The 12,521-nt window shown below is 65.6% G+C and carries 9 protein-coding genes and 1 pseudogene; 6 read left to right on the forward strand and 4 right to left on the reverse strand.

Annotated elements, in window-relative coordinates; genetic code table 11:
- The first annotated feature begins 34 nt into the window (after nucleotides 1-34).
- The 5 genes from ATE59_RS13080 (at nucleotide 35) to ATE59_RS13100 (ending at nucleotide 5,318) form a co-directional block, all read left to right on the forward strand.
- On the forward strand, nucleotides 35-1,375 hold the full coding sequence (locus tag ATE59_RS13080; protein WP_058812746.1) for a peptidylprolyl isomerase: 1,341 nt from the start codon (nucleotides 35-37) through the stop codon (nucleotides 1,373-1,375).
- Nucleotides 1,375-2,394: a 4-hydroxythreonine-4-phosphate dehydrogenase PdxA gene (pdxA, locus tag ATE59_RS13085; protein ID WP_081611205.1), complete on the forward strand. Its 1,020-nt coding sequence runs from the start codon at nucleotides 1,375-1,377 to the stop codon at nucleotides 2,392-2,394. Before ATE59_RS13080 ends, pdxA begins: the two co-directional genes overlap by 1 nt.
- Nucleotides 2,391-3,230, forward strand: coding sequence for a 16S rRNA (adenine(1518)-N(6)/adenine(1519)-N(6))-dimethyltransferase RsmA (gene rsmA / locus ATE59_RS13090; protein ID WP_231737356.1), 840 nt, complete (start codon nucleotides 2,391-2,393; stop codon nucleotides 3,228-3,230). Before pdxA ends, rsmA begins: the two co-directional genes overlap by 4 nt.
- Before the next feature lie 106 nt (nucleotides 3,231-3,336).
- On the forward strand, nucleotides 3,337-4,509 hold the full coding sequence (locus ATE59_RS13095) for a saccharopine dehydrogenase family protein (RefSeq protein WP_058812747.1): 1,173 nt from the start codon (nucleotides 3,337-3,339) through the stop codon (nucleotides 4,507-4,509).
- Between the two features lie 8 nt (nucleotides 4,510-4,517).
- Nucleotides 4,518-5,318 carry an acyl-CoA thioesterase gene (locus tag ATE59_RS13100; RefSeq protein ID WP_058812748.1) on the forward strand — a complete coding sequence of 267 codons (801 nt, stop codon included), beginning with the start codon at nucleotides 4,518-4,520 and terminating at the stop codon, nucleotides 5,316-5,318.
- A gap of 38 nt (nucleotides 5,319-5,356) precedes the next feature.
- On the opposite strand, the pseudogene ATE59_RS18255 reads toward ATE59_RS13100, so the two are convergent.
- The 4 genes and pseudogenes from ATE59_RS18255 to ATE59_RS13120 form a co-directional block, all read right to left on the reverse strand.
- A pseudogene (locus ATE59_RS18255) lies at nucleotides 5,357-5,618 on the reverse strand (IS5/IS1182 family transposase); the annotation flags it as partial.
- Between the two features lie 102 nt (nucleotides 5,619-5,720).
- Nucleotides 5,721-7,550 (reverse strand): AMP-dependent synthetase/ligase, encoded by a 1,830-nt coding sequence (locus ATE59_RS13110; RefSeq protein ID WP_003047896.1) that lies wholly within the window; start codon nucleotides 7,548-7,550, stop codon nucleotides 5,721-5,723.
- 179 nt (nucleotides 7,551-7,729) lie between these two features.
- Complete coding sequence (gene ggt, locus ATE59_RS13115) at nucleotides 7,730-9,421, reverse strand: gamma-glutamyltransferase (protein WP_058812749.1); 1,692 nt, start codon at nucleotides 9,419-9,421, stop codon at nucleotides 7,730-7,732.
- A gap of 83 nt (nucleotides 9,422-9,504) precedes the next feature.
- The gene (locus ATE59_RS13120; RefSeq protein WP_058812750.1) at nucleotides 9,505-10,575 is read right to left on the reverse strand and encodes a quinone-dependent dihydroorotate dehydrogenase; all 1,071 of its coding nucleotides are present in this window, start codon (nucleotides 10,573-10,575) and stop codon (nucleotides 9,505-9,507) included.
- Nucleotides 10,576-10,695: 120 nt separating this feature from the next.
- Here ATE59_RS13120 and ATE59_RS13125 point away from each other — a divergent pair, with 120 nt between their 5' ends.
- Nucleotides 10,696-12,513 (forward strand): DUF885 domain-containing protein, encoded by a 1,818-nt coding sequence (locus ATE59_RS13125; RefSeq protein WP_058812751.1) that lies wholly within the window; start codon nucleotides 10,696-10,698, stop codon nucleotides 12,511-12,513.
- Nucleotides 12,514-12,521: the final 8 nt, after the last annotated feature.

The raw sequence follows: 12,521 nt of genomic DNA on the forward strand, positions 1-12,521 counted from the left end.
CGGAGCGTCGCATTCTTACTCGAATAGGATGGCAATGACCAAAATTTCGACCATGTTCGGACTGATTGCCGCTGCGGCCGTGGGGTCCGTCCCGGCGTCGGCCCAGACCGTAGCCGACAGCGAAACCCCTGCGACCAACCTCGCCATTCCCGGCAATGTCCAGCTTTACGGCGACGGCAAGCCCAACGTCTATCGCCCCTCGGCGATCGTCAACGGCGAAGTCATCACCGCGACCGACATCGAACAGCGCATGGCGCTGATCCGCATTGCGAACAACAATATGGAACTGCCCGCCGAGGAAATTCAGCGGCTGCGCCAGCAGGTGTTCAGCAACCTGATCGACGAAAAGCTCCAGATTCAGGAAGCCCGCGCGGCAAAGATCGACATCGACGAAAATGTCATCAATGAACAATTTGCCCGGCTGGCGGCGCGTTTCAAGCAGACGCCCGACGAATTCAGCAAATATCTCGCGTCCAAGGGGTCTTCGGCCGCCGCGGTAAAGCAGCAAATCCGCGGCGAATTCGCTTGGGACCGCCTGCTGTCACGCAATATCCAATCGACGACCAATGTGTCGACCGACGAGGTGGAAGCGGTGGTCAAGCGGCTGCAGGAGGCCAAGGGTCAGGACGAACTGCACCTCGGCGAAATCTATCTCGCGACGACGCCCGAAAATGCCGCCGCCGTGATGGCGAATGCGCAAAAAATCATTCAGGCGCTTCAGGCCGGCGGCAGCTTCGCTGCCTATGCACGCCAATTCTCCGAAGCCTCGACCGCGGTCGTTGGCGGCGATCTCGGCTGGGTCCGCCCCGCGACCCTCCCGCCGTCGATGGCGCAGGCGGCGCTCAACATGCAGCCCGGCCAGCTCGTCGGCCCGGTCGAAGTCCCGGGCGGGATATCGATCCTGCTGATGATCGACCGGCGCCAGGTTCTGACGGCCGACCCGCGCGACGCGGTGCTCAGTCTCAAGCAGGTGTCACTCGATTTCGCCCCCGGCACGACCGAAGCAAAGGCGAGCGAGCTCGCCAGCCAGTTCGCCGACGCGACGCGCAGCATCGCCGGTTGCGGCGCGGCCGACGATATCGCCGCCAAGCTCGGCGCGAATGTCGTGTCGCGCGACAATATCTCGATGCGCGCACTGCCGCCGCAGCTGCAGAACACGCTGATCAACATGCAGATCGGGCAAGTCACTCAACCGTTCGGCGCCGCCAATGAAGGGGTCAGCGTCCTGGTTCTTTGCGGCCGCGACCTGCCTGAATCGGCAACCGCTCCCGACGTTCAGGCGATCGAGCAGAAGCTGCTCGAGGACAAGGTCAACAAGCGCGCGCAACGCTATCTGCGCGACCTGCGCCGGGATGCGGTGATCGAATATAATTGATGACGGCTATGATTAGACGACGCCCGATCGCGGTCACCATGGGCGACCCGGCGGGCGTCGGTCCCGAGGTAGCGGCCCGCGCCTGGGCCGAACGCCACAAGCACGACCTGCCTCCCTTCGTAACGGTCGGCGACGCTGCGGTGGTCGAAGCCGTCTGGGACGGCCCGATCGTTCGCGTCAACGACATGGACGAGGCCGGACGGCTGTTCGACACGGCGCTGCCCGTCTGGCATCTCGAGGACAGCGGCCCCCTCACCCCCGGCGAACCGACTGCGGCGGGCGCGACTTGCGCCCTGCATGCTCTGGAAACCGGCATCGGCCTCACCCGCAACGGCGCCGCCGCGGCGCTGGTGACGGGTCCGGTGTCGAAACATGCGCTGCAAAGCATCGGCTATACTCATCCGGGGCAGACCGAATTCATCGCCGAACGCTGCGGCGTTACGGCGACCAATGCGGTGATGATGCTCGCCGGCCCCGGCCTGCGGGTCGTACCGCTGACCGTCCATATCCCGCTCGCCGAGGTGCCCGAACGCCTGACCGCCGAGCTTATCGTTGCCAAGGCGCGCATCGTCGTGCGCGGCCTGATCCGCGACTTCGGTATCGCCCAGCCGCGCCTCGCGATGGCCGGGCTCAACCCGCATGCCGGCGAAAGCGGCCGACTCGGCGACGAGGAAATCCGCATCATCGCCCCCGCGATCGAGCAGCTTGCCGCCGAGGGGATCGTCGTCGATGGCCCGCTCGCCGCCGATGCGCTGTTCGCGCCCGGCATCCGCGACCGCTATGACGCGCTGCTCTGCGGCTATCACGATCAGGCGCTGGCGCCGTTCAAGGCGCTGCATTTCCACGACGGCGTGAACCTGACGCTTGGGCTGCCGATCATCCGTACCTCGCCCGATCATGGCACCGCCTTCAACATCGCAGGTTCGGGAACCGCCGATCCCGGACCGACGATCGCCGCGATCGCGATGGCCGCGCGGATGGCTGGGGCGCGGGCGCGCGGCTGTGCCGCCGCCGCGTGACGACGCAGCCCAATCGTCCGCTGCCGCCGCTGCGCGATGTCGTGCGCGCGCACGGCCTCTCGGCCAGCAAGGCGCTTGGGCAGAATTTCCTTTTCGACGAACAATTGCTCGATCGCGTCGCCGCGATCCCCGGCAATCTCGACGGCGCCACGGTGTTCGAGGTCGGTCCCGGACCGGGCGGGCTGACGCGCGCGCTGCTGCGCGCCGGCGCGCGGGTGATCGCGGTCGAACGCGACGAACGCTGTCTGCCGTTGCTCGCCGATCTTGCGGATGCCTTCGACGGCCGGCTGACCGTTGTTTCGGACGACGCGATGGCGGTCGATGCGAACGCACTGGCGGGCGGCCCCTATCATATCGTCGCCAACCTTCCCTACAATGTCGGCACCGCACTGTTCACACGCTGGCTCGAACCCGCTGCCTGGCCGCCGCAATGGCTGTCGCTGACGCTGATGTTCCAGCTCGAGGTCGCCGAACGCATCGTCGCTCCTGTCGGCGGCTCGGCCTATGGGCGGCTCGCGGTGCTGGCGCAATGGCGCGCGCAGGTGAAGCTCGCGATGAAGGTCCACCGCTCGGCCTTCACCCCGCCACCCAAGGTGATGTCGGCGATCGTCCACGTCACCCCGGACAACGAACCGCCCGGCGTGTCGCCCGCGATGCTGTCGAAGCTCACCGAAAAGGGGTTCGGACAGCGCCGCAAGATGCTGCGCCAGAGCCTCAAGGGCGTCCCCGGCGCAATCGACGCGCTGGATGCGCTCGGGATCGATCCGACCCGCCGCGCCGAGACGGTCAGCGTCGCCGAATGGGTGGCGCTCGCACGGTCGCTGACGCCCGCCTGACACTGGCGGATTGAGCTCCGCGGACCGGGCGCGATGCGACGCCCCTTGGCACCGCCGCCCATCTGCGCTAGCCTCTAGTTGACGTTTACGTAAATGGGAGGGTGCCGTGGCAGAGGCCCGCGAATTCGACATCATCGTCTATGGCGCGACCGGCTTTACCGGCCGCCTCGTCGCCGAATATTTCGTGCAACATTATGGCGGCCGCAGGGACGCGCCCAAATGGGCGATGGCGGGACGCAGCCTCGACAAGCTTGCCGAGGTCCGCGACCTGATCGGCGCCCCCGCCGACACGCCGCTCGTCGTTGCCGACGCCAGCGAGCCCGCCAGCCTCGACATGATGGCGCATCGCACGCGCGTCGTGCTGACCACCGTCGGCCCCTATCAGCTTTATGGCAGCGACCTCGTCAACGCCTGCGCCAAGGCCGGAACCGCCTATGCCGATCTGTGCGGCGAGCCCGGCTGGATGCGCGAGATGATCGACGCGCATCAGGATCAGGCGCAGGCATCGGGCGCGCGCATTACCTTTTCGTGTGGCTTCGATTCGATCCCCTTCGACCTCGGCGTGCTGTTCCTCCAGGCCGAAGCGGTGAGGCGCCACGGCAAGCCCGCGCCGCGCGTGAAGGGCCGCGTGCGCAAGATGCAGGGCGGCGCGTCGGGCGGCACTATCGCCAGCCTGACCGAAACCCTGAAGGCGGTCGCCAAAAAGCCGTCGCTCGCGTTGCTGCTCAAATCCTCCTTCGCGCTGACCCCGGGGTTCGAAGGTCCGCACCAGCCGTCGGGGCTGATCCCCGAATATGATCATGCGACCGGCACCTGGACCGCGCCCTTCGTGATGGCGCCGATCAACACCAAAAATGTCCACCGCACCAATTTCCTGCTCGGCCACGCATGGGGATCCGACCTTGTCTATGACGAGATGGTGATGACGACGATCGGCGAAGCCGGAAAGGCGATGGCCGAAGCGATGGCAAAGGCGAACCCCTTCGGCGAATCCAAGCTTCAACCCGGCGAGGGGCCGAGCAAGGAAGAACGCGAAAACGGCTTCTACGACATCCTCTTCGTTGGCGAATATCCCGACGGCACCACGATCCGCGCCAGCGTCCAGGGCGACCGCGATCCCGGCTATGGATCGACGTCGAAGATGCTTGCCGAAACCGGCATGACGCTGCTCGAAACCGATGGCGCGGGCGGCGTATGGACCCCCGGCGCGCTGCTCGGCCAGGCGCTGATCGACCGGCTGACCGCCCACGCCGGACTGACCTTCCAGATCGAGGATTGAGTTTTCCGATGACAAGCTCCCCCAGCGCGCTCGACGCGCTGCTCTCCACCCTGCGCGTCGACCGCGATGTCGCGACGGCACATATCGACGACGGCTGGATGCAGGGTCGCACCGCCTATGGCGGGATCAGCTCGGCGGTCGCGCTCGCCGGGACGATGGCGCTCCACCCGACCGAGGCGCCGCTGCGTTATGCACAGATCAGCTTCGTCGGACCGGTCAGCGGCGATTGCACCGTACAGACGCGCGTACTGCGCCAATCGAAATCGAGCCTGTTCATCGACGCGGGCGTCACCAGCGATGCGGGCTTCGGCACCGCCGCGGTCTTCGCCTTCTCGCCCGACCGGCAAAGCCATCTCGATCACAACCGGCTCGCCATACCCGACGCGCCCGCCCCCGAAACGCTTCAGCCGGTGCCCGAGCATAAGGCGCGGCCCAGCTTCACCCGCCATTTCGATATGCGCCCGACGACCGGCCCGCGCTTCAACTGGAAAAGCGATGTCGGCGAATATCTGACCTGGGTGCGCTTCGTCGAAGAACCCGCCTGTCATCCGGCGGTCGCGCTGCTCGCGATGGGCGATGCGCTGCCGCCCGCGGCGATGGCGCTGTTCACCGAATTCGGCCCGATCAGCTCGATGAACTGGACGGTCAACATGCTCACCGCAAAGCCCGAGACCGACGACGGCTGGTGGCTGCTCTCGGCCAAGACCGGCTTTGCCCGCAACGGGCTGTCGGTGCAGGACATGATGCTGTGGAACCGCGCCGGCGAACCGGTGCTGCACGGCAGCCAGGCGATCGCAATTTACGCCTGATAACGACCGGAAGCGGTCGTTCGATCCTTCTTTGGCGCAGCAAGGTTCGCATGTACCTCGTCGCCCCGCCGACGCTGCCAACGCATCCCTTGAGATAGCTGATGATAAGCATCCGGACCATCAGCTCCGGATCGATCAATGGCCGACCCATCTCGCTGTGACAGGGTGAAGATGCTTGCGCAGATCACCCGGGTCCACGAACCGGTCAATCAACCGGAGCAGGTGATCTGTCGACACATGTCCCTCAAGGCCGAAGCTGTAAAACAGCGCCTCCTGCATTACGGTCCGTTCACCCAGCATCTGCAAAAAATCTCCGGTCCTGGAGATTCTGGATCAGGATTTGCCAACACTGCAAGAGCTTTTCAACAGCATCGGTCAATTCCCGCCTCCGACGCTCCGCCCCTACCCCTTGTAGAGCGCCGCGATCTTGTCCTCATAGACCTTGCGCAGGATATGGCGGCGGATCTTCATCGACGGGGTCATCTGTTCATTCTCGATCGTGAAGGGTTCGTCGGCAAAGTCGAACTTGCGCACCTTTTCGATCACCGAAAGTTGGCCGTTGACCCGGTCGACCGCCTCGCGGATCGCGGTGCGGAATTTTTCATGCTCGCGCAGCAGTTTCAAATCCTTGGGCAGTCCCTCGACCTCGGCCCATTCGGCCATCCATTCGGGATCGGGCACCAATATGCCGACAAGGTGCGGGCGCTTGTCGCCATAGACCATCGCCTGCAGGATTTCGGGCTGGAGCGTCAGCATCCCTTCGACGCGCTGCGGCGAGACATTGTCGCCCTTGTCGTTGACGATCAGATCCTTTTTGCGGTCGGTGATGACGATGCGGCCCTGGTCGTCGATATGGCCGATGTCGCCGGTATGAAGCCACGGCCCCTTGTCGGGTTCGGCCGGATCGGGAACGAGGACCCGCGCCGTTTCCTCTTTGTTGCGCCAATAGCCCTTCATGACGAGCTCGCCGCGGACGCAGATTTCGCCGTCGTCGGCGATCCGCACTTCGGTGTTCATCAGCGGCGGGCCGACCGTATCCATCTTGAGGCCGACCGAGGGGCGGTTGCAGCTGATCACCGGCCCCGCCTCGGTCTGTCCATAACCCTGAAGCAGCGTCAGGCCGATCGAGTGGAAGAAGACGCCGATTTCGGGATTGAGCGGCGCCCCGCCCGAAACGAGCGCCTTCATCCGGCCGCCGAAGCGCTGCTGGATCTTGGGGCGGAACAGCTTGTTGAGGATGAGGTCGACCGGGCGGTCGAGCACGCCCAGGCGGCGCTCATAATCCTTTTCGCCGACACGCAGCGCCTGGCTGAGCATCCAGTTTGCGAGCTTGCCCTGCTTTTCGACCGACTTGATCATCCGGGCGCGGATCACTTCGAACAGCCGCGGGACGACGACCATGATCGTCGGCTTCGTTTCCTCGATGTTCGAGACGAGCTTTTCGAGACCCTCGCTGTAATAGATTTGCGCGCCGACCATGATCGGCAGAAACTGTCCGCCCGAATGTTCATAGGCGTGGCTCAGGGGCAGGAAGGAGAGGAACACCTCTTCGTCGCCGATGCCGAAATCATTGACCAGCACCTCGGCCGCGCCCGCCGCATTGTGCAGGATCGCGCCATGATGCTGCATCACCCCGCGCGGCGCGCCGCCGGTGCCGCTGGTGTAGATAAGGCAGGCGGTATCATCGCGCGTCATCGCCAGACCGCGCGCCTTCGCGTCCGCCAGATGGGCCTCGCCGCCTTCGACCAGCGGCGCCCAGTCGTGGACCGCCACCTCGCCCTGCTGGCCGACGCGCAGGCTTTCCATGCTGATGACGATATGCGCGTCGGACCGCATCACCGCGGGCATCAGGGTACGCGCGAGCTTTGCGGTCGAGACGATGACGGCGCGCGCGCCGCTGTTGTCGAGGATATGCTGGTGATCGCGTTCGGTGTTCGTGGTGTAGGTCGGCACGGTGATGCACCCCGCCGCCATGATGGCGAGATCGGCGATGCAGAATTCGGGCCGGTTTTCGCTGACGAGGACGACGCGGTCGCCCTCCTTCAGCCCCAGCGCGCGCAGATTATGCGCGAGCGCGGCGACCTGGTTCGCAACCTGCCGCCAGCTCAGCGGTTGCCATGCGCGATCGGCCTTGTGCCAGAGAAAGGGGCTTTCGCCGCCCCTTTCGGCGCGGTCGAAGAACATCGCGACCAGACTGGGAAAATGGTCGAGATGCGGGTTTTCCAGCTTCATGCCTCTCGCTCTCCTCGGGAGGTTATTGTCGTTGGGTCGTTCTTAGGGTCAATCGCCGCACGATAGAAGCCCATAACCCCTCCGTCATCCCGGCGAAGGCCGGGATCTCATGCTCGCGTCACAGCGCAGCGGCGAGATCCCGGCCTTCGCCGGGATCACGATGAAAAAGGCCGTAATAATCAGTTCTGCGCCGGGGCGCCATCGACCGACGAGGTGCCGGGCCCGCGCGGGTCGGCAGCGCCACGCCAGCCATCGCCGACGCGTTCGATCGCGTTGAGCTTCGAGCCCAGATCGGTCGGCGTGAAGCTGTAGCCGAAGGGCTTCATCTTCGCCGCGATCGCCTTGCCGAGATCGTCATTCTCGATCAGCACGCCCTGCTGACCGAAGAAGATATTGGGCAGTTCCATTGCGTCCTGCGCGCTGAGCCCCCAGTCGAGGACGCCGATCAGCGTCTTCGTGACATGCATGATGATGCGCTTGCCGCCCGCCGAGCCGACCGCGAGGATCACCTTGCCGTCGGGCCCATAGACGATCGTCGGCGACATCGAGGAAAGTGGTCGCTTGCCCGCTTCGACCCGGTTGGCGGTCGGCTGCCCGTCCTTGACCGGCACGAAGTCGAAATCGGTGAGCTCGTTGTTGAGGAAATAGCCGTTGGCGATGAGCTGGCTGCCGAAGATGCTTTCGACGGTCGAAGTCATCGAGACGACATTGCCGTCCTTGTCGGCGACGACGAAATGCGTCGTGCCATGTTCGGGAATCGGCGGCGCGGCAGCGCGCGGCTTCGCGCCCGGCGGCGTGCCGGGTTCATAATGACCCGCAGCGCCATAGGGCGAGATGAGCTGGCGGCGTTCGGCCAGATAACCCTTGTCGAGCAGGCCTTTCACCGGCACATCGACGAAATCGGCGTCGCCGAGATAGGCCGCGCGGTCGGCATAGGCGAGCTGCATCGCTTCGGCCAACAGGTGCCAGCTCATCGGATTATCCTTGCCCATCGCCTTCATGTCATAGCCCTCGAGCATGCCGAGGATGCCGAAGACGGTCGTCGCGCCCGACGAGGGCGGCCCCATGCCGCACAGCTTGTAGATGCGATAGGTGGTGCAGACCGCCGGGCGCTCCTTCGCCTGATAGGCGGCGAGATCCTTGAGCGTGAGCTGTGCGTGATTGCGCGGCGCCTTGGCCACCGCGTCGCTGATCGCCTTGGCATTGGCGCCCGCATAAAAGGCTTCGGGGCCGCGCGCTGCAATGTCGCGCAGGATGGCGGCATAGGCGGGGTTGCGGATCACGGTGCCGACGGGCGCGGGTTTGCCGTCGACATAATAGATGGCGCGCGCGGCCGGGAAATCCTTCCACACCGGCTGGAATTGCTCGAGCCAGGTAAAGAGCGCGGGCGTGACCTTATATCCGTCCTCGGCCAGTTTGATCGCGGGCTGGAACAGCGCCTTCCATTCGAGCTTGCCCCATTTCTTGTGCGCCATTTCCATCAGGCGGACATTGCCCGGAACGCCGACCGACAGCCCACCCGGCACGACGTCCATGAACCCGCGCGGCTTGCCGTCGGGGCCGAGGAAGCGGTCGCCCTTCGCCGCGGCCGGCGCCTTTTCGCGGCCGTCGATGGTCGAGATGCTGTCGTCCTTGGCGTTGTGGTAGACCATGAAGCCGCCGCCACCGATGCCGCTCGATTGCGGTTCGACGAGCGTCAGCACCGCAACCATCGCGATCGCGGCGTCGGCCGCCGATCCGCCCTGATGCAAAATCTCTCGCCCCGCCTCGGTCGCGCGCGGGTCGGCCGACGAAGTGACGCCCTGCGCCGCGGCAAGCGACGGGACGGCAAGGACGAAGAGGCTGAAGACAGCAAAGAGTCGTTTAAGCATGGGCGCGACATTGGCGCGGGGGTCTGTCGAGTGCAAGCCCTGTTCCCCCCGCCCGTCTCCCCTCGCCCGTCAGCGCGAGCAGGTCAGGCGTCGGCGCCTATCGCGTCGCTCACCCGCGCAAAGCCGTCGCGCGCGGCGCGAGCTTCGAGGCCATGCGCGATGCGTGCGGCCAGCCCCGGCCCTTCGAACACCATCGCCGAATAAATCTGGATCAGGCTGGCGCCCGCGCGGATGCGCGCCCAAGCCTGATCGGCATTGGCGATACCGCCGACGCCGATCAGCGGCACTGTTCCGCCGCTTGCCCGGCGAAAGTCGCGCAAGCGCTGCAGCGCAAGATGGTGAAGCGGCGCGCCCGATAGCCCCCCCGCCTCGCCCGCGTGGCGCGAGGCGAGCGGCGGGCGCGTGATCGTGGTGTTCGACACGATGACCGCGGCGAGGCGCTTGTCGATCGCCACCGCGACGATGTCGTCGATGTCGGCGGGTTCGAGATCGGGCGCGACCTTCAGGAAGACGGGCTTGGCCGCTCCCGCGGGCTGCGCCGCCGCGACGCCGTCGAGCAGCGCCTCGAGGGCGCCGCGATCCTGCAAGGCGCGCAGGCCCGGCGTGTTGGGCGACGAGATATTGACGGTGAGATAATCGGCGAGCGGCGCCATCGCCGCCGTGCCCTTCGCATAGTCGGCGATGCGATCGGCGCTGTCCTTGTTGGCGCCGATGTTGATGCCGAGCGGCACCGGCAGACCGTAACGACGCAGGCAGGCGATGCGGTCGGCCGCTTTCACCTGCCCGCCGTTGTTGAATCCCATGCGGTTGACCACCGCGCGGTCCTCGACCAGCCGGAACAGTCGCGGGCGCGGATTGCCCTCCTGCGGCAAGGGGGTGAGCGTCCCGACCTCGACGAAGCCAAAACCGAAATGCGGCATCGCATGCGCGACGCGCGCATCCTTGTCGAAGCCGGGGGCGAGGCCCACCGGGTTCGGGAAGTGCAGCCCCGCCAGTTCGGTCGCCAGCGCAGGGCTGGTCAGCGCCGCGCGCGCGCGCGGTAGCGGCTGGAGCGCGGCGAGCGTCAGATTATGTGCCGCCTCGCCATCGGTCGCGTGAACGACAGGGCGGACAAGGGCGTAGGCGGCATCGGCGGCGGAGGCAAAAAGCGACATGCCCCGCCATTGCGCCGGGGCGGCGGCTATGGCAAGCCCCCAGCCGACCAGCCGGAAATCGTTGCAAAATGAAGGGCCTTGCCGGGCCTGCGCTCAACCGGCCAACAGAGGGAGACTATCGTGTCGCATCGCCGTTTCGCCGCCCGCCCGTCCACCGCGATCCTGTCCACCGCGCTCGTGCTGCTGGCGACGGCGGGATGTACGCCGGCGACCGTGGCGACCGCGCCGCAATCGCCCGCGGCGAGCGCACCGGCGGGCGCCGATCTTGCGCAATTCTTCGACAATTATGACGAGGCGCAACTGTCGCTGAGCCCGCAAGGCAAGGCCTATCGCGGCATCCGCGACGCCGATTACGGCAAGTGGAACGACCCGAGCGACGACGCCGAGGTTGCCAGCCACACGCTGCAACAGGCGACCGCCGCCGCGATGCGCGCGAGCTTCGACCCCGCGAAGCTGTCGGCGGAGGAAGCGCTGTCCTTCGAACTGTTCAACGCGCAGGCGGCGCGCGCCGAGCGGCTGTTCCCGTTCCGCGACGATGAATATATCTTCGACCAGATGAACGGTGCGCAGAGCCAGATGCCCGCCTTTCTGATCAACATCCACCGCGTCGCCAATGTTGCCGAAGCCGAAGCCTATGTGGAGCGCATCCGCGGCATGGGCCCGGTGCTCGACGCGCTGTCGGCGGAATCGGCGCGGCGCGCCAAAAAGGGCGTCCAGCCGCCGAATTGGGTCTATGCCTATGTCATCAGCGACATCGAAAATCTGATGAAGCCGGACAATGCGGTGATCGAGGATATCGGCGCGAAGGTCGGCAAGCTCGACATCGACGCCGGCGAAAAGACGCGGCTGACCGATGCGGCAAAGGCCGCATGGGCGGAAAGCGCCGGCCCCGCCTATGGCCGTCTGCTCGCCGAAATGAAGCGCCAGCAGGCGGTCGCGCCGACGCAGGACGGCATCTGGCGCCTGCCCGAGGGCAAAGCCTATTATGCCGCGCTGCTCGCCAATTACACGACCACCGACATGACCGCGGCGCAGATCCACGCGCTCGGTCTCTCCGAAGTCGCGCGTATCCACGGCGAGATGAAGAAGATCATGGCGCAGGTGGGCTTCAAAGGGACGTTGCGCGAGTTTTTCGAGCATCTGCGCACCAGCCCGCAATATTATTATACGACCCGCGAGGATTATCTGGCCGATGTCGATGCCAAGGTGAAGGCGATGGAGGCGCGGCTGCCCGCCTTCTTCCATACGTTGCCCAAGGCGCACCTGCAGGTGAAAGCGGTCGAAGCGTTTCGCGAAAAGTCGGCGGGCAAGGCCTTTTACCAGTCGCCCTCGCCCGACGGATCGCGGCCCGGCACCTATTATGTGAACCTCTATGACCTGCGCGACATGTCGAAGACCGAGCTCGAGGCGCTCGCCTATCATGAGGGTATTCCGGGACACCACCTGCAGCGCGCGGTGCAGACCGAACTGACCGGGCTGCCCCCGTTCCGCCGCTTCGGCGGCTTCACCGCCTATACCGAAGGCTGGGGCCTCTATTCGGAGGAACTCGCCAAGGACATGGGCGCCTATGCCGATCCCTACAGCGATTTCGGGCGCCTCGGCATGGAATTGTGGCGCGCGTGCCGGCTCGTCGTCGACACCGGCATTCACGACAAGCGCTGGAGCCGCGAGCAGGCGATCCAGTATCTCAAGGACAATACGCCCAACCCCGACGGCGACATCGAAAAGGCGATCGAGCGCTATATCGTCTATCCGGGGCAGGCGACCGCCTATCTGATCGGCAAGCTCAAGATCATGGAACTGAGGACGCGCGCGCAGGCGGCGCTGGGCGACCGTTTCGACTATCGCGACCTTCATGACGTGGTGCTCAAATCGGGACCGGTGCCGCTCGACATCCTCGAACGCCGCGTCGATGCCTGGATCACCGCCAGCCGTTGATAGTGCGA

This window comes from Sphingopyxis sp. A083 (genome assembly GCF_001468495.1).
Taxonomy (GTDB): domain Bacteria; phylum Pseudomonadota; class Alphaproteobacteria; order Sphingomonadales; family Sphingomonadaceae; genus Sphingopyxis; species Sphingopyxis terrae.